Here is an 18539-nt window from a genome sequence, read left to right as displayed (position 1 = left end):
TTATTGAAATAGCTCTGGATGAATGGCAGCTGCAATTTCAGATAATCCTTGCGTTAGGCGTGGACCTACACGAACTAACGGATCATTAGTAACCATAACCATTTCATTATTTTTCACAGCATCAATCGCTTCCCAACCAGGACGCGCCTGAATACCTGCTAGAATAGAGCTTTGCTCCTCTCCAAAATCAGGATAAATAATAACTGCTGGATTTTCAGTAATAACCGCTTCAGCATCAACTTCGAACCATCCTGGTTGGCCGTTAGCAACATTGATACCACCAGCAAGCGTTACAAGATCATCTAAAAATTCGCCAGAACCAACCGTATAACCCGGAGAGAACTCTAAGTAAACTTTACGATCTTCAGCATTTGCTACTTTAGCAACAATATCTTCTTTGACCTTATTCATCTCAGCCGCAACTTCTCCAGCTTGTGCTTGTGCATCTAATAATACTCCTAGTTGATTAATATGGGCAACTACTTCGTCATATGTAATTGGGTTAGATGCATACACCACAATTCCAAGTTCACGTAATTTCGTGATCGCATCACCATTCATACTAGATGAAGCTAGCACAATATCTGGTTCCAATGCCATTACTGCTTCTATATTAGTAGTGAAATCTCCTACTTTTTCAATATCAGCTGTTGCTGCAGGATAATTACTATACTCATCCACACCTACAACATTTCCTCCTAAGCCGATAGCAAACAGAATTTCTGTTTCACTTGGTACAATCGATACGATTGCTTTTGGACTTTCTGTAAGGGTTACTTCAGTGTTCGTTGCATCAGTTAATGTCATCGGATAGACTGACTCAGAATTTGCTGCGCCATTCGTATCTTCTACTTGTTGATTCTGATTGTTAGCCCCTTGATTCTGTTTATTACCTTCTGCTGCGTTATTACCGCATGCAGTAAGAGCTAACATCATAACTAACATCAATACTAGTACAACTTTATTGCTTTGTAGAGCTTTCTTAAAATTCGAAATCATTTGTTCCTATCCCCTTTTTCTTTATTCAATTCAAATGCGTGTACAACAAAATAAAGCGTCCTCCGATGTTGGAGACGCCTTTACTTAAACGATAAGTTCATAAAGTTTAAGTTTATCCAACACCTCCTAAGTCCACGTAGGAATATGCTTATATTTTCCTTAGGCAGGTCTCCTGACTTGAACGAATCGTAATATCGTCTTCCCAGATCATTGTTATCCAGTGACAAATGACATTACTTCGATATACAACGTATATCCATTCTTACAGTGGCGGGTCCGCGCTGGAATTACACCAGCTTCCCTTTTCATCTATTATGCAATATGCAAGATAGAACCTAAGTACACGCTATTCAATTGTTTCACTGTCTTACTATACACGATTTTACTGTATGATGTCACCTATACATAAAGAGCAAGCATCTCAACATATAACATATTAACTACAATATTGACTAAACTAGAGTTTTGTTGCGAACTAGCTATTAAATTGTGATTCTGATGCTACTTTTCATATCCAATGAAAAGTAAGTAACCACGAAAATTTTTGGGAGGGGATCTTGTGACCAAATGGAAAACTAGACTGTTTGTCCTGCTTGTATTTGTACTAGTATTCGGGGTAGGTTATAGCTATATTGTGGCACAAGGTACAAATGTACGCGATCAATCACTCCAGAAACAAACCACAACGAATGCAACATCACTAGGGAAATTACAATTTGAAATAGATGATGATGCCGCCGTTGCTCTGACAAATAGTGCGTTCTCGTTACAACTACTGCCAGAAGCAGGTTCAGATTCAGAAAACGGAAAATTAAATCAACAATTCAACAGTAATACGCTACCAGTACATACTAAAGTATCCGTTACACTTAATATGTTGAGGATGGATTGTGGAACGATTCAATTCATGATGACGCCTGATGAGCACGGTATTTACCATGGCGAAGGAATTCCTGTTATGCCTGGACTTTGGGTCGCTACAGCAACAGTTACGTATGATGATCAACCCCAAGACGAAGCGATACATTTAGCTTTCACATTCGATGTAAAGTAGTCTGTACTTTCCATGATTATTCGCTTTCATATTCGCTACCTAGGAATCCTTGTGTTCAGAGGTTGAAGCACACATAGTAGTTATCGCGCGTATATTCTCTTATACTCGGAGTAGGCACTGAGATGAATCTCTTTAGCCCGCTTCTGAGTTATTTCTTTAAGTTCGGGTATATTGTCTGCTTCAATATAATCAGCAAGTAAATCAATGACATTATCCAATAGTTTTGCTCTGAAATAGTATTCTAACCTTTCGAATAGCTCCACACCTGCCAATGTTAAAACTCGTTCGCTCCAATATGGCCACTCTTGTTTATTATATTTCGTCCATAAGAATACGGAGTAATCCATTGCCGCATCACCACATCCCGTTAAGTCATCCCAATCGATAATCCAAAACTCATTATCGTTATCTACTAATACATTCTCCCAATTAATATCGTTATGAACAATATCTGTAGCTTTCATCTGAAATGAAGGCGTAGAACGTACCAATTGTTCTAATGCTTCTACTTCAGACTCAAACCAAGTAATTGAATCTGATGTTACAAAATCAAGCAAATGCTGCTGGGATCTAATGATGTCTAGATCTTCTTGGAATCGACTGATATATTCCTGCGCAAATGCATCAGCATAAGAGTATTCTTGCTTATCGGTTCGAATCATCTGTTGGATTGCTTGATCAGTATGTAGATGATGAAGCGAGTGTAATACATTTTCTATAATTGGATTTGCATTAGTTAACGTACTTAATGATTTCCCTTCAATATAATTAAACACTAAACCAAAAGTGTAGCCCTCTATTATTTCTTCTGTGATTACTTCTATTAATTTTGGAACGTTATAATGAGTAGACAGATGTTCACTTATTGATGCCCACTGCTTGAGTCTGTGTGCTTTTTCAGTACGTGCTAGTTTAATCTGTAAAGTTGTTTGGCCATCAGATACACGGTAAGATTGATTAACAAAACCGCCTGGATTGTAAATATAACGAACATCTAACTTCGATTCATCTAATCCTAATGAATCAGCGTTTCTTACGACCCATTTCTTGATCTGATTCTCATTGAGATGCAGTTCCACTTTAATTCCTCCCTTTATCCAAATATGTATAGTTACACTTCAAGTCAATGAATAGAATAACACTCTGTTCATCATAGACACAAATTAATTCAGCACAGAAAAATATACCTCCAAACATACGAAGCGAAAAGCTAATCGTATATTTGGAGGTATCTTCAATTTACGTTCTCTAGCTAATCTATCGCGCTTGTAGTTAATATCAACTGAACTGCATTTTGGTAATTACTTATACGTCGGCAACCAGCTACCATGTGCTTCGATCAACTCATCGCACAGTGCAATAATATGATCTATCGACAATTCAGCTGAAGTATGAGGATCAAGTAGTGCTGCGTGATAGATATGTTCCTTTTTACCTGTTATTGCAGCTTCGATCGTTAATAGTTGTGTGTTAATATTCGTGCGATTAAGTGCAGCAAGCTGTGGAGGAAGATCACCAATGTAAGTTGGTTGAACGCCATTTGCATCAACAAGACATGGTACTTCTACACAAGCTTCTTTCGGTAAATTCGTAATAAGTCCTGTATTCATGACGTTACCACCTATTTTAATAGGAATATTCGTCTCGATCGCTTCCATTATATAAGATCCATATTCATGTGTGCGAGAATGTTCAAGAGAAGCATTGTTCATAATTTCATCCCGCTTCTGCTTCCACTCATTGATCTGATTAACACAACGACGAGGATATTCATCAAGAGGAATATTGAAACGTTCAATTTGCTCGGGATATTGCGACTTAATGAAGTAAGGATGATATTCAGCATTATGTTCACTTGATTCCGTAATGTAGTAACCGAACTTGACCATCAGTTCATAACGTACCATATCATGATGCTTCTCACCTTGTTTCAAACGAGCGAGACGCTTAATTTCAGGATAAATATCTTGACCATCCTTTGTTATTTCAAGCAACCATGCCATATGATTAATACCAGCTATTTTAGATCTAATGCCGCTATTGTCGATTTCCAAATGTTTCAATAAATCTTGTACGCATACTTGCACACTATGACAAAGTCCTACAGTATTTACTCCACCATGTGTATTCATCACATTCGTTAATACTGCCATCGGATTACTATAGTTCAAGAACAATGCGTCTGGACAAACCTCATTAATATCTCTAGCAAACTCCATCATTACTGGAATTGTGCGAAGATTTCTGAACAGACCGCCGATACCAACAGTATCCGCTATCGTTTGACGTAACCCGTATTTCTTCGGAATTTCAAAATCCGTAATCGTGCATGGATCATAGCCACCTACTTGAATCGCATTAACGATATACGTTGCGCCTTTCAGGGCTTCTTTACGATTAGAATACGCTACAATGCGACATGAACTACCGGCAGCCTCACATACATTTTTTAATATAATTTCGGATTCTTTCAAGCGAGTTGGATCAATATCGAATAATGCCAATTCAAAACCTTGTAATGAAGGAGTTAACATTACATCACCTAGTACATTTTTTGCAAAGACAGTACTTCCTGCACCTAGAAAAGTAATTTTAGACATTGATATTTCCCTACCTTTCGAATTGAAAATTAGTTGTTGTTATAAGCATTTCTCCTTTATAATATATCTATTAATTACAATAACGCATATAGACTTTTCGAATCGTTATATGGACATTTGTAGTTTTCTTTCATTTTACTATTATGTAGTTAGAGTTGTATTAACTTACTGAAATATTAATAATATTATGGGGGTCTTTTCCATGAGTGAGACGTTACAGTTATTGAGTATTCATACGAGCTTCGATCCTCAAATTGACGATATTTTATTTGCAGGACAAGCTCAAACAAATGCGTTACACAATATGGGGCCATTAATTCATCCCTATTATATTGTGCATTATGTAATAGCAGGCAAAGGTGAGATGAAAGTTGGAGGAAATACTTATTCTCTAACTAGTGGAGATAGTTTTTTCATCTTTCCAGGTGAATCTGTGCAGTATACCTCTAATAAACATGAACCCTGGCAATATTGTTGGATTGGATTCAAAGGTAATCGGTTCAAACATATTTTGCAGCGTAGTAACATCACCACTAAGCATCCTATCGTTCAATCTTTATCGACTGACGAAATTTATCCGTACATCGAACAAATTATTACGTTACTCTCTTCTAATGAGCTCTATTCTTCGCTAGAAGCAAGTGGTTATCTTCAATTGCTGCTTGCAAAGTATTGTCAAGCAAATGAACCTTTCAAATCAAATCAATTTGATCATAAAGTAACCTCAGAGCGACAGATTGAGGAATCTATTGCGTATATCGATTATCATTATCCACAGCCAATTACGATTGAAGAATTAGCTCAACGTGTTGGATATCATCGTAGTCATCTCTGTAAATTATTTAAGCAAACGATAGGAATTTCACCATTAGCTTATCTTATTAAAGTAAGACTAGAGCAAGCTCAATTATTACTTGCTCAACATATCCCTGTTAATCAAGTGGCTCAAGCAGTAGGTTTTAACGATGCGCTTTACTTCTCTAAGCTTTTCAAACGACACAATGGAGTTTCACCTACAGAATATGAGAAGAAATATGGGCATTAAGCATTTTCCAAAAAAGTAATTGATTATTTTTTTATATCATAATAGTATTCGAAATGTAGCAATAACTTACAGTAAAAGGAGAATGAGACTATGAAACATACCATTGAAACTCTTCCACAATCTCGTATTGCCTATGTGCGACAAGTTGGTCCATATGGCCCTGCAAACATTCAAGCAATGGAGAAGTTAAAGACATGGGCTAAGGAGAAAAACCTTTACACATCAGGAATTATTTTTGGAATTTCGCAAGATAATCCTGAAACAACACCACCTCAATATTGTAGATACGATGCTTGTATTGTCATTTCAGAAGATTATCAAATTGACGATTCAATTGGTGAAGGTGAACTTTCAGGAGGGGATTATTTTATTTACAAAGTTAAACATACGGCAGAAGATATTCAGAAAGCGTGGGCTGAAATTTTCCCAACTTTGCAGAATGTTGGCTATCAAATAGATAACAGACCGATATTAGAAAGATACAGTAGTGAGATGACTGCATATGATTATTGCGATATATGTGTACCTGTTAAATCGTTATAGTTCGAACCTACAGTCATCTTGTAATATTATTCCATATAATTTCTTGAATTCCCGCAACCTTACAATGATTGTAAACGTCTTTTGATGAAGAATAGAAACAGAGGTACTACTATCATAAGATACTAATCATATAATACAAGGAGGATTTGGATGAAAAAATCGTTAGTATTATTACTTACTTCGATCTTGTTGCTTGTGGCATGTTCAAATTCGAATCCAAACCAATTGCAAAGTTGGGCCTATGAGGTTGTGACTTGGAATAATCAAGTTTATACGATGACCAATGAAGTCATTACTGAGGTTGAGAGTGAAATTGGAGCAATAAAAATACACTCTACGAATGAAAGTGATGATCTACCGAATCTTTTTTCCAATAAGTATCAAAAAGGAACAAAACTATTTAAAATAAAGGATGTCGAGCCAATCGATTATATTGCAGTACTTGATAATGGTTCTTATTATAAAGCAAAAAAAATGAAAACAGCAGCCGATTAAGGCTGTTGTTTTCATTTAAGTAATCTTCAACTACTGCGCAATGAAACCCGATGCGCTACCACAACCAATGATGTATTGACGGGATAATCCCACCTGCAGCCAACCCACGCATAATAGAGATAATACCTATAATTACAGCAGTCCAAGTTCCTAGTTCACGCATCACTTTCCGCCATTTCTTACTAGCGACGATGGAGACCGATGCCGCTAGAAGAAGCGCTGGAAATGTCCCAACGGCAAATAACAACATCGTAAGCCCACCCGTATACCAGTGACCAGTCGCCGCGGCTTCAATCCCCATCGCATAGGTAAGACCACATGGCAAGAAACCGAATGCAACACCGGTCGCCAGCACATACCACTGTTGACCTCCACGCATGTATTTAACGCCATTAAATAAATTCTTATGTAATTTCGCTGACAACTTGCTCATCCCTGGAATTTGAAATTTACGCCATACCCATAATAATAGAAAACAACCGCCAACAATTGATGCGATCCCTTTCATACCTGCTATTTGTCCCGCTACTTCAACAAATGAGCCAACAGCACCAAGTAAGATTCCGAATAACGTATAGGAAAACGCTCGACCAGCATGATAAAGAAGTGTTGTTTTTGTAGCTGAAAGTGGCGATTGCAGCGTAACTGCTGTAACGATACCACCACACATGCCGATGCAATGTGCGCTACTTAGTAGACCTGTCATTACTACTAAGATCATACTGCTCATTGTCATCATACTGATTCCACGGCTCTCTCGGCACGATTCAGACGAACATGCAATGAAAGAGCATTGAACACAACGCAGACTGAACTTAATGCCATCGCGATACCTGCCATCCATGGCTCTAAAAATCCTAGTGCTGCAAAGGGAAGCATAATGCTATTGTAGACTAACGCAAATCCAAGATTTTGTTTAATATTACGTACAGTCATTCGACTCATCTCGATGGATATCGGGATACTCGTTAGCTGTGAATATAGTAATGTCATATGCCCTGCATGAAGCGCCGCTTCAGTACTATTACTCATCGCGATACCGATATGTGCACTTGCTAACGCTGGAGCATCATTCCATCCATCGCCTACCATTGCAATAATAGAGCCATTGGCTTGTAGTTTTTGCAACAATTCTAGCTTTTGTTCTGGTAATAGCTTTGCATTGACTTCAGAAATTCCGGCTTCTCTAGCAATGCGATATGCTGGTGCAGGATGATCTCCAGTTGCCATAATGGCATGCACACCTAGCTTTTGCAACAGTGCGATACTTTTCTTTGCGGAGCGTTTTAGTCCATCGGATAGACCAATCAAGCCAACACAACGTTCATTTTGAATACAATAAATTAGCGTTTCGCCATGTATCAATCGTTCTGCAGCAATCTCTACGATATATGCAGGAAGCTTAATATGATGTTGCTCTAGTAAGCGCTCATTACCTACAATAAATTGATGATTAGCAATATAGCCCGTTACACCTCTACCTGGATATGATGTTAGTCGCTCAACTTTTGGAACCAATGTAGCACGAGCGTCTTGTGACCGCAATTCCATTTGAATAGCATGAGCAATGGGATGTTCTTCTTTCTGTTCTAATGCGCCTACATAATTTAAGAGCTGGATACGTGAGATATTGAAGCTTTTCAAATAACTAATACTTAACTTTCCTTCTGTTAATGTGCCTGTCTTATCAAATATTACAGCGTCGACATCGGCAAGCCGCTCAAGTACGCTAGCATCTTTCACAATTAACCCATGCTTTACAAGTCTACTACTCGTTATCGACAGTGAGATTGGTGCGGCAAGCCCTAATGCACAAGGACATGCCACAAGAAGTACAGCAAGTGCACTAAACACCCCTTCACTCAAAGTACCAGCTTCACCCCAAACGATCCAGCAAAGCAATGTACTTGCCGCTAATAGTAGAATCGCCGGAACAAACCAACGTATCACTTTATCAACTTGACGCTGTATGCTTGTCTTAGAGCGTTGCCCTTGCCTTACAAGTTCCCGGATTCGATTCAACATCGTCTGATGCCCAGTTGCAGTAGTCAACAATACGAGCGTACCTTGCGCTTGAAACGTTCCTGCCCATACGCGATCCCCTGATCCCTTACTTATGAGACCTTGTTCCCCTGTTAGTAAAGCTTCCTCCACATAAGCTTCACCACGCTGTACGAAACCATCTACAGGAATGTACTGTTGCTCCTGGACATGAACAATATCATCTACTTTAACAAACTCTGTACGAATAGACTGTAACTGACCATTTCGCTCTACAATCGTCTCATTTACCTCTAATTTTGCAAATGCATCATGTTCTTGCTGTAGCTTAAGTGAAGCATTTAATTCAATATATTTCCCTAGTAATACGGCTGTAATGACGACAGCAGAGCTTTCAAAGTAAAGTGCAGCCGTATCGTAGCTTGCATATTGCCATATTCCATCAAGCCCATTGCGCAATACTTCGTAATGACTATACAAATATGCCGATGTCGTACCAATGACAACAAGTACATCCATATTGGCGAGCTTTTCTCTTATCGCATGATAAGCACTAATATAGAATGGAACTCCGATTATAAATTGTACGATCGTCGCCAAAATTAGCTGTAACCACGGGGCGAATAACCAGTTTGGAATTATGTTCATCAAGCCATGTAGAGGAGCGAAATGTTGAATCATCGAACATATTAACGGCAAAGTAAAAACGCTTGCCCACAATAGTCTTCGCTGTAGCAAACGTTTCTCTTGTTTCATATCTTCGATGGTTGACTGATGAACATGTGCTAGAAATCCAAGCTGCTCTATTAATTTCATTACCTGCTTGACATTGATCTCTCTACTTGAAGATTGAATCCATGCCGTCCTAAGTGGATAACTAACCGCTACTTCTTCAACACCTGGCATACGTGTCAGCTTACGTTCAATCCGAGTTGCACAAGCAGAGCAACTCATTCCCTGAACGGATAAGACAATTTCCTCTGAATATTCCTGGTCAAGCTTCTGCTCCATAAATGCGCCTCCGATCGGCAAGTAGTAGTACCTTCATCTAAAGCATGCTCAAAAAGGAGGAGTTCGCTTCATATTCGTTGTAGAATATGATATGAAGACAATCATCGTTAGCAAATTCTACTGTTTGAACTTCCTCTTCCAATAAAGGTTCAAAAAGCGGGCTTTCAGAACCGAGAAGATGCCATGAAGTTAAGGAAGTGAAGCGCACAACGTACGTTATTGGTACGTGAGCACTGGAACAACTGATGAATGGCACCTTCGATGCCGAATATGCCGCCTGCATCACATCGTTATCAAATCCCGTTTTTTGAACTTCATCTAAATGAAGGTTGTCTTATACTGTATGATCGAAAGTTGCTAATCATGCTTAGTTAGTCCCGTTCGTAGATGGAACCGCTACGACTGGCAAATAATTCGGTATATACTTTCTCAGCGTAATGATCGGTCATTCCCGCAATGTAGTCGGTAATTAATTTCTCCCATGGCCATTCATGTTTTAGAAGATCATAAGATTCTATCCAATCTGGAGGAAGAATCAACCTTCCTGCCGCTTCATCTTCTAAGCTATCCCAAAGCTTATGAAGCATATTTTCACTCCGCTTTTGTAGCCGCTGTACACGAAAATCTTTGATCATCGTTACCCACGCAAGTTTCTTCAATATTTCCATCGTCCGAAGGGCATACACATCTTCGACTCCGTCTTTAACAAACGTAACTTTCTTCCAACCAATCGTATGCGGATCATCAATAATTCCTACGAGCGAAGCGAAGTGATTCACCCATTGCGCTTTCATCTCACGACGAGAACGAGAAACTTCACGACCGTACTTGTCATAAATTCGTTTCCATTGTAAGTAATATTCATCAAGTACATTGCTAACCATTTGACGAATATCGATATTAGCCCAATGGAATGCAGACATACTAGCAGGATCATTCACAATTTCTAATACAACATTATCGATTAATCTGGTATCTAACAAAAAATCTTCAGTTAATTGAATCTTTCCTGCACGAATACCATCCTCGATATCATGAGTAGAATAGGCGATATCATCACATAGATCCATCAATTGCGCTTCAAGCGTTCGACATCCCTCTGGAATTTTCCATAAATCTCGTAAATACGAGATGCCTTCCCATTCCGCTTTATATACCCCTTTTTGTTTTCCATTCTCACCAATGAGATAAGGATATTTATTAATGGCAAGCAATGCTGCTGCAGTTAGATCAAGCCCTTTATCGCTTCCTGCTCTTTTCTCCAGAAACATCAGAATGCGGAAGTTCTGTGCATTCCCTTCATAATGACTTCCATACTTCTCTTGTAGTAACTCGTTCAGTACTTCCTCGCCTTTGTGACCAAACGGCGGATGTCCGAGATCATGAGCAAGAGATGCTATCTCTACTACCTCTGGTACTATTTTTAATCCTGGATGGATATCTTGATTGAGAAACGGATATAATTTACCCAATTTACGAGATACTTCTCTAGCAATTTGCGATACTTCGATGGAATGGGTTAATCGTGTACGATAATAATCACCTGATCCAGCACCGAAAACTTGAGATTTCCCTTGTAATCGACGAAAAGCTGGAGATTGAATTAACCTTGCATAATCTTTTTCATACTCTTCTCGATCTTCACTAGATTTAATATGATCTATATCATTAAGACGGTATTTACGAATGCTTTTCATCGTTTTACCTCCTTCTCTTGTTGTATCAAGCTTGTTATTACATACTTACCTATCACTGAATCGCTCATCGCAATGATTAGTGTCCGAACTTAGCTTTCCAACATTTCAATTCTTCTTCCATCTTCTCAATAAAAGCGACTTTCAATGATTGTTCAAGAAATACAGCATGTGTAGCATTATATTGAAGCTGCAGTAACTGCTCTAATGAAAGTGATAATTTATGCTGTAGCGTCCACAGTTCCTTTGTCAGATTCGTATTTGAAACGGTAAGATTATCCGTATTGACAGTAACTATGATACCTGAATTCAAGTAATGAACTAACGGATATTTCTCCCAGCTCTCGATTGCTTTCGTCTGCAAATTACTAATCGGACAAAATTCAAGTGGGATTTGAAGGTTGTTAATGTCATTAAATATATTAGAATCTTCTTGTATTCGGACACCATGTCCAATTCGGGTTGCACCTAGTTCATGTACTGATACGTCAACATTTTGAGCGCCACCTGCTTCTCCCGCATGAATCGTTATAGGGAGGTTAAGGTGTTGTGCTTTATCGAAAATATCACGATATAGCATTGGTGGATACATTGCCTCTGCACCTGCAAGATCAACTGCAACAAGCCCTTTATTAATAAATGCTGCGGCTTCCTCTACTACTTCCATATTATGCTCAGCACTATGACCTCGCAAACAAATACCAATGCAGCGTGCTACGACATTAAATTGTTGTTCACCGCGTTGTAACCCCGCAATGACATGCCGATAAGTATCAGCTACCGTTAAGCCTTTGTTAACATGTAATTGTGGTGCAAAACGTACTTCAACATAACGAACATTTTGCTCTGCACATTGCTGGACAACTTCATAGGCGATTCGTTCGAGCGCATTAGCGGTCTGAGTGAATGGCAGTACAAAATCAAAAGTGCTTAAATATTGATTCAAATCTTCACATTGCGCTGGCACTATCATATAGGATAGGAGCTGAGATACGTCTGTCGTTGGCAATGACATGTTCTGCTGGCTAGCTAATTCAATTAAAGTTGCAGGCAATATGCTTCCATCAAGATGAAGATGAAGCTCTACTTTCGGCATTTGTTGTAATTGTTCGTAGGTTAATGTCATTGTTCACAGCTCGCTTTCAATTTAAATGTGATGATAAAAATATTTTGTTAGCTAATATAACATGAAATGGCACTAAATGCTATGGTAATCAACCCAATTTATTACTTTCATTAGGATTCTACAACGATCCATACACTATTCTTTTCAACATATATAACAAACATTAATATATAATGTAAATATAGGAAAATAAGGAGGTAATACCTTGCTTAAAAAAATGAAATTTTTATTTGGGCTACTAACTGTTATTATTGCAATCTATATTATAATTGATAATATTTTTTATTTCGATAGTTCAAGAACAGATAAGTTTAACGCATTGCCTATTATGAATTTCTTCTTAGGATTGTTTTTCTTAGTCGTAGGTTTTTCTGAACTCCAGTTAAAACGAAAGACATATGCTTTTATGAGTTTTATTGTATCAGCATTAAATATATCCGTTTCAATCTATATGTACCCTGTGTTCTTCTAAAGAATATTCCAAAAGATCAGCGAAAGAAAAAACAATAACTACCATTCGATGATTAATTTTATAAAAAAAACCGTTCAAATGTAGTCATATCTCACCACATTTGAACGGTATATTCATATTATTGATTATTGACCCAAAACTACTGGACCATGCCAACCAAGATTACCATCACTCACATTTGTTACTTCAAAACCTTGTAAACGCATAAATTCACATACACGTCCACTGCGAGCTCCACTGCGACAGATGAAAATAACATCACCCTCAACAGCATGAACTTCTTCCACACGCGTATTGAATTCGGACAATGGAATAAGACGAGCTTGCTCGATATGACCAGCTTCCCATTCATCTGGTTCTCTTACATCTATAAGGTTAATCAATTCTCCCGCTTCAAGTTTCGCTTGTAATTCGTCTGCTGTAATTTCATTCATCATACTTTTATGTTCATCCTCTCAAGACTATATTAGCTTATATTCAAATTTTACATAACGGAAGCGTCGATGTCCAATCTTTTGTATGCTTTCGAATCTTTTCTATGTTGCGGGATCTTTTGTTTAGTATCTTGCTTATTCTCACAGTTATTTCTTGCGATTTTTCGCAGCTAATAGTCGATTCATATGATCCGTTCTATCCGTAGTTTTATTACCTTGCTCTACATGATTACTTTGAACCACATGATTGCTATTAGCAGCTTTATTCAAAGTTGTCGATGTTGATTGATCAGGATTTTTAGTAAGTTTATTATCATTTCGACCATTAACAGCGACATCAGTCGACGCTTTTGCAACATTGTTCGTATCATTAGAAGCCTTATAAGCGACATTATGTTTCGCACTATTATCAGCCACTTGTTGCTTATTAGTCTTCTCCGCATTTTCCCCGTTCCATTGTTGAGACTCTTTATTACCGTTCATACTTGCATACCATTGCTCTTTAGAATTTTTCCGTTTGGATAGTCGTGACATCGTCTCATTCTCAGCTTGATGAGATACTTGTTGCGTCTTGCGCTGCACTTTAACGATAGCTAATCCACGATTTAACCAGAACTTCCAAGGCAATGATAAACGACGATTACCAATATCAACTAACCATAATAAGAGAATGATGATCAGGAGCATTTTATTCCAATTAATGATCTGCTTCACTTGTGTCGGTGCAAATTGGAATAGCTTATCTGCTTCATCTAAACCTATGACACGCCCACCTGTAAGTTCTGCTAACGCCGTCATAGATTCTACTCCCACAGATGAATCCATATTCAATTGATACTCCGCTGAGTATGGAACAACAAAACCTGTAGTCACACCATTTTGAATCGTATTGCTGCCATCAACAGATGTAAGCTCACCAATTTGCGTAAAGTAGACGCCACTATCAAGAACGCCACTATCAACTTCATACTGACCATTACTTACTGGAATAAGTGGATAAATTTGTTCACTTTCCCCATCACGTACAACCATCCCTAGATCACCACGTGACAACCCATCATGTCCTGTAATCGATAATTGAGCGCTATGACTACCATCAATCGTGTACGGAGAAGATACGAATTGTGGATAGGTCCACTTCACCCATTCTACAAAAACATTAGGGAACTCACTCCAATTAATCCACGAGCTAGCCCATTCTCCATTCACATCAGTTGTAAATGCGACGGTTTTCCCTGCACCGACATTCCATCTTGCAAGAAGAGGATCTTCCATATGGGTGTAAAGCGATACTTCAGCCAAATCCTTTGCAGTTGTTGCAACATACGCATCGACATCAGGTACACCATTGTTCCACAATTGACTCCACGCCCCAGCGTAGCCAATGATTGGTTCAAATGTTTTATCAACGATATATGAGCGTGTCATTAACGCTGTTTCTCTACTGAAAATAGCAGGAAGGGTAGATTGATCCTCCGTATAATAATAACGACCTCCTGCATTAGTCGCCAAGGTTTCCAATAGCTTCGTATCGGAATCACTTCCTACTGCGACGGAAGACATCGTCATCATATTCGAAAGCATATCGTCTGTTAACTGCTTGTAATTATCATTGGTACCAGACTGTCCATCAGTGAGGAGAATAATATGTTTACGTTCACTATCAAGTGTCAGCATCTCTTGATAAGCACTCTGTAGAGCAGGATAAATACTCGTTCCACCTGCAGCGTTAATTGAACTAATAGAAGATATAATCTCATCCTTGTTGCTTACTTTCGTTGGAGTGACAACCCAAGTTGGCCGATCATCAAATGCAATAACACCTACCGTATCCTCAGGACGAAGCAACTCAACAGTACGTATCGCTGATTCTTTGGCAAGCTCAAGCTTATCGCCACTCATACTACCAGAATGATCGATAACTAGAATTAGACCTAACTTTGGTAGTTGTCGTTTACCTGTTAACTCCATATCAACTGGCAAAATCCGCTCTATTGGTGTATCGAAATAACCACCCAAACCGTAGCTATTACTACCACCGAGCATCATAAAACCGACACCATAATTTCGTACAGCTGTTTCAATATTGTCCATTTTATTTTGTGGTAAATCCACTGCACTTACATTATTAAAAATGATACTATCATACTGTACGTATTCCGCTAGTTCATAACTTAACTCTTCAGTTACAATAGTTCTATAACCAATATACGAAGAGGCAAGTGCATTCTCGATATTGCTAGAGCTACCTTTTTTTCCCTCAACAATTAATACACCTGCCGGTCCATCTACTCTACTTAGACCATATGCCGTATTGTTAATTGGCTCATGATCATTGGTTGCTTGAACTACTGCACGATATTTGTGTAAACCTGCCTCTGTCGCAAGCTGGTCAAGTAGGAATGTATTCTCACCTTGTAGCAGTGATACATCATATTGATTCATCAATTCATCATCTTCATAGATATACAATACTGCATTAGTCTCTGTGGTGCTCTCAAGTGAGATAGACAACTGATACTTCTCGCCCGCTTTCAGTTGACCAGGCACTTTGAACTCAGAAATCGCTACATCTTGTTCCTGCTGTGAAGGAAGTGTTACTACATCAACTGCGATATCCATAGATTGAAGTAATTGAGCTTCGCGAAGCATATCACCTTGCGTTTCATTCCCATCACTAATGAGAACAATTCGTCCGCCACCTTGCTGACTTAACATCCCACTCGCTTGACGTAATGCATTAGATATTTGAGTTCCATCTTCTGCAACAGTCGTACGGAACTGTGTCAATGATTGTAACGGTGTTAATGTTCGATCGATCGCAATTCCATTACCAAATGATAGAATAGCTTGATAGCTTTCCTCATCTCCAGTAGAAATCGCATTATTGACAACGTTGAGTGCATGATCGTTATTACTAATTGAAGCGGAACGATCGACTGCAAACACGATATTTTTACGATCACTACTACTATAAGGCATGATTCCTGCAATTAAACAAATAATGAGTAATAGTATCAACGATCGTATCGTTATTGCAGTTACTTTTCGAGCACCTACTAAACGAGTTGTATATTTTATCATGTACCATACATATATTGGAATAATCAGAATTAATAATAGCCACCATGGCTGTTCTACGTTAAAGCCCACGACGGTACACCTCCCATTCCAACACAAGACAACACATAATAAGCATAGCAAGCCAAGGTATAATACTTTGCAATCCTTGTCCTTCACCAGCATCACTTAATTGTAATTGCTCTTGAGATAACTCTGAAAGTTGGCTATTCATTGAGTATGAATACTCAGATAACTCCGCATGAACAACTGCAACTCTCGTTTGTACTCGTTCATTGTTACTATCTAACTCGACTAACTGATATACCCCTGGAACATCCGGTGTTAGTAAAGGTTGATCATAGCTCGTCGTGTTACTTTTCTCTGTGCTACCAGTATCGCTCATTGCTTGCCAATAGCTACTTGCAGTATTCGTAGATAGTGTAATGGCAGGTTCACTTCCAACTAGATAAGTACCCAATTGATCAGACGTACCTTTCGCCATATATTGCAGGGATTGCATCATTAAAATCGGAAATTCTGCTCGCAATGGTAGATCCGTATCTTGTAACGAGAATGTGAATCTTAATCTCGGTTTTTGCATCTCATAACCTGCTATAATTGCAGGCAAGCCACCATATTTAAGTATGACAGTTCCGAAATTCAACTCAGTATTCGTTAATTTTCTCATTTGCGAAATATAGGTGTCTTGGAAAGTTATATATTGAGTAACCTCATGATCAGTTACAGTAACTTCTTGTGATGTAGGTGCTGCTGAGCTAGTATTCCCTTTCTTCGGATGATCGATAATCCACAATGGATACTTAGCTATATAGCTACTCCAAGCTGGGTCTAGTTGTAATCGATCGTAGTCCCCATCTACTATGATTAGATGATATGGATTATTTTTCGAATCAGTAGGAGGCTCACTACTAGGTGCAAGCTTTGTAAGGTCTGCATTCATAAGCTGTAGCGCTTTTTCGAGAAATAGATTACCTTCAGAAATTAGCAGCACATTATACTCTGAATCCTCAGCCAGTACTTGATACATCATATTATCACTAATATTATGATCACCATCGGTAGCCTTTACCTCTGCTTTGTAATAATAACTAACCGGAAGTTTATTAAGCTCAACGGTAGTATATTGCCCTGAACCGGCTATTTGAGATTTCTCCACAGTAGAGACGACTTTATTGTTAGAATCATAGGCTGTAACAATTAACGTAAGTGGTTGTTGCATGCCTTGTGGGTGTGCAATCGTTATAAACCCTTCTGCCTCATTGGCAATATCCGAGTTGATCGTGAAACTTCGAATATTTACATTGCGATGAACCTCTTCATTTCCAATAATGTTCCAATACTCTCTACTAGTGTTAGAATGAGTAGTCTCAGTTTGTATTGAAGTCCCCTTAAAACTTTGATCTACATAGAGACTTATAACTTGCTGTTCATCTTCTGTCACTAATGCTCTCGCTAACGAAAGTGTCGTCTCATCATCAGATACTCCGTAGTAAGGTTGTAGGTCTTTAATGGCATTAATAACTTTATCAGCTTGCTCTTCTCTACTTGTAATAATTTCTGGATACTCACCATTTACAATAAGTGTAATTGGACTACCGGCTACTTCAGTTTTTAACCAATCTATCATTCTATCTTTCGCTAATTGGAAATAACTATCTCCGCTTGATGAATTCATCGCTACCATACTTGCTGAACGATCAAGAACAACAATGACGTGTTCATCTTTAGCAATCAGCTTTTCAATAACTGGCTCCATTAGCGCAATTACGATACATAATGCTACCAATAATTGTAGCCATAATAAAAGGCGTTTCTTAAGCTTTTGCCACGGTTTGTTCGCTTCTTGTTCTTGTAGTGCGCGACGCCATAAAATATGATTTGAAATCATCCTAGGTTGATAACTTTTTTTCAATATATACATCGCAACAATAACAAGTAAAGAAATACCAAACCAAGCATATGATGCAGAAAGCCATTGCAA

General features: G+C 38.4%; 15 protein-coding genes and 1 riboswitch. Of the genes, 5 read left to right on the top strand and 10 right to left on the bottom strand.

Annotated features, from left to right (window positions below; all coding sequences use genetic code 11):
• Window positions 1–999 carry an ABC transporter substrate-binding protein gene (locus NV377_RS03490; protein ID WP_258199772.1) on the bottom strand — a complete coding sequence of 333 codons (999 nt, stop codon included), beginning with the start codon at window positions 997–999 and terminating at the stop codon, window positions 1–3.
• 145 nt (window positions 1000–1144) lie between these two features.
• A riboswitch (cobalamin riboswitch) is annotated at window positions 1145–1353 on the bottom strand.
• A 205-nt stretch (window positions 1354–1558) separates the two neighbouring features.
• Here NV377_RS03490 and NV377_RS03485 point away from each other — a divergent pair.
• Window positions 1559–2053, top strand: coding sequence for a hypothetical protein (locus tag NV377_RS03485; RefSeq protein WP_258199771.1), 495 nt, complete (start codon window positions 1559–1561; stop codon window positions 2051–2053).
• Between the two features lie 80 nt (window positions 2054–2133).
• On the opposite strand, the gene NV377_RS03480 is transcribed toward NV377_RS03485, so the two are convergent.
• Both NV377_RS03480 and NV377_RS03475 read right to left on the bottom strand, forming a co-directional pair.
• The gene (locus NV377_RS03480; protein ID WP_258199770.1) at window positions 2134–3132 is read right to left on the bottom strand and encodes an aminoglycoside phosphotransferase family protein; all 999 of its coding nucleotides are present in this window, start codon (window positions 3130–3132) and stop codon (window positions 2134–2136) included.
• A gap of 222 nt (window positions 3133–3354) precedes the next feature.
• Window positions 3355–4653: an alpha-glucosidase/alpha-galactosidase gene (locus NV377_RS03475; RefSeq protein ID WP_258199769.1), complete on the bottom strand. Its 1299-nt coding sequence runs from the start codon at window positions 4651–4653 to the stop codon at window positions 3355–3357.
• A gap of 202 nt (window positions 4654–4855) precedes the next feature.
• Between NV377_RS03475 and NV377_RS03470 the strand changes: the two genes are divergently transcribed.
• The 3 genes from NV377_RS03470 (at window position 4856) to NV377_RS03460 (ending at window position 6736) form a co-directional block, all read left to right on the top strand.
• Entirely contained in the window at window positions 4856–5698 is an 843-nt protein-coding gene (locus NV377_RS03470; RefSeq protein WP_258199768.1) for an AraC family transcriptional regulator, read from the top strand.
• A gap of 90 nt (window positions 5699–5788) precedes the next feature.
• Window positions 5789–6241: an AraC family transcriptional regulator gene (locus tag NV377_RS03465; protein WP_258199767.1), complete on the top strand. Its 453-nt coding sequence runs from the start codon at window positions 5789–5791 to the stop codon at window positions 6239–6241.
• Between the two features lie 150 nt (window positions 6242–6391).
• Entirely contained in the window at window positions 6392–6736 is a 345-nt protein-coding gene (locus NV377_RS03460) for a hypothetical protein (protein ID WP_258199766.1), read from the top strand.
• A 55-nt stretch (window positions 6737–6791) separates the two neighbouring features.
• On the opposite strand, the gene NV377_RS03455 is transcribed toward NV377_RS03460, so the two are convergent.
• The 4 genes from NV377_RS03455 to add all read right to left on the bottom strand — a co-directional run bounded on the left by NV377_RS03455 (window position 6792) and on the right by add (window position 12568).
• Window positions 6792–7466 carry a sulfite exporter TauE/SafE family protein gene (locus NV377_RS03455; RefSeq protein WP_258199765.1) on the bottom strand — a complete coding sequence of 225 codons (675 nt, stop codon included), beginning with the start codon at window positions 7464–7466 and terminating at the stop codon, window positions 6792–6794.
• A gap of 5 nt (window positions 7467–7471) precedes the next feature.
• Window positions 7472–9748, bottom strand: a complete 2277-nt coding sequence (locus tag NV377_RS03450; protein ID WP_258199764.1) for a heavy metal translocating P-type ATPase — start codon at window positions 9746–9748, stop codon at window positions 7472–7474.
• 371 nt (window positions 9749–10119) lie between these two features.
• The gene (locus NV377_RS03445; protein WP_258199763.1) at window positions 10120–11445 is read right to left on the bottom strand and encodes a deoxyguanosinetriphosphate triphosphohydrolase family protein; all 1326 of its coding nucleotides are present in this window, start codon (window positions 11443–11445) and stop codon (window positions 10120–10122) included.
• Window positions 11446–11521: 76 nt separating this feature from the next.
• Window positions 11522–12568: an adenosine deaminase gene (add, locus tag NV377_RS03440; RefSeq protein WP_258199762.1), complete on the bottom strand. Its 1047-nt coding sequence runs from the start codon at window positions 12566–12568 to the stop codon at window positions 11522–11524.
• A gap of 205 nt (window positions 12569–12773) precedes the next feature.
• Between add and NV377_RS03435 the strand changes: the two genes are divergently transcribed.
• Window positions 12774–13040, top strand: coding sequence for a DUF3953 domain-containing protein (locus NV377_RS03435; RefSeq protein ID WP_258199761.1), 267 nt, complete (start codon window positions 12774–12776; stop codon window positions 13038–13040).
• 125 nt (window positions 13041–13165) lie between these two features.
• Here NV377_RS03435 and NV377_RS03430 read toward each other — a convergent pair whose 3' ends face one another.
• From NV377_RS03430 to NV377_RS03420, 3 genes are all read right to left on the bottom strand, one after another.
• On the bottom strand, window positions 13166–13477 hold the full coding sequence (locus tag NV377_RS03430) for a rhodanese-like domain-containing protein (protein WP_258199760.1): 312 nt from the start codon (window positions 13475–13477) through the stop codon (window positions 13166–13168).
• Between the two features lie 144 nt (window positions 13478–13621).
• Window positions 13622–16627, bottom strand: a complete 3006-nt coding sequence (locus NV377_RS03425) for a vWA domain-containing protein (protein ID WP_258199759.1) — start codon at window positions 16625–16627, stop codon at window positions 13622–13624.
• Complete coding sequence (locus tag NV377_RS03420) at window positions 16617–18539, bottom strand: vWA domain-containing protein (RefSeq protein WP_258199758.1); 1923 nt, start codon at window positions 18537–18539, stop codon at window positions 16617–16619. Before NV377_RS03420 ends, NV377_RS03425 begins: the two co-directional genes overlap by 11 nt.

The sequence above is a fragment of the Paenibacillus endoradicis genome (assembly GCF_024721975.1).
The sequence above is the reverse complement of the archived record's forward strand: the minus strand, read 5'-3'. Positions and strand labels throughout refer to the sequence as shown.

Excerpts from the sequence above, each read along its gene's own strand:
- NV377_RS03450 (WP_258199764.1), bottom strand. The coding sequence starts at position 9,748 with ATGGAGCAGAAGCTTGACCAGGAATATTCAGAGGAAATTGTCTTATCC.
- NV377_RS03475 (WP_258199769.1), bottom strand. The coding sequence starts at position 4,653 with ATGTCTAAAATTACTTTTCTAGGTGCAGGAAGTACTGTCTTTGCAAAA.
- NV377_RS03465 (WP_258199767.1), top strand. The coding sequence starts at position 5,789 with ATGAAACATACCATTGAAACTCTTCCACAATCTCGTATTGCCTATGTG.
- add (WP_258199762.1), bottom strand. The coding sequence starts at position 12,568 with ATGACATTAACCTACGAACAATTACAACAAATGCCGAAAGTAGAGCTT.
- NV377_RS03490 (WP_258199772.1), bottom strand. The coding sequence starts at position 999 with ATGATTTCGAATTTTAAGAAAGCTCTACAAAGCAATAAAGTTGTACTA.
- NV377_RS03470 (WP_258199768.1), top strand. The coding sequence starts at position 4,856 with ATGAGTGAGACGTTACAGTTATTGAGTATTCATACGAGCTTCGATCCT.
- NV377_RS03455 (WP_258199765.1), bottom strand. The coding sequence starts at position 7,466 with ATGAGCAGTATGATCTTAGTAGTAATGACAGGTCTACTAAGTAGCGCA.
- NV377_RS03445 (WP_258199763.1), bottom strand. The coding sequence starts at position 11,445 with ATGAAAAGCATTCGTAAATACCGTCTTAATGATATAGATCATATTAAA.
- NV377_RS03460 (WP_258199766.1), top strand. The coding sequence starts at position 6,392 with ATGAAAAAATCGTTAGTATTATTACTTACTTCGATCTTGTTGCTTGTG.
- NV377_RS03430 (WP_258199760.1), bottom strand. The coding sequence starts at position 13,477 with ATGATGAATGAAATTACAGCAGACGAATTACAAGCGAAACTTGAAGCG.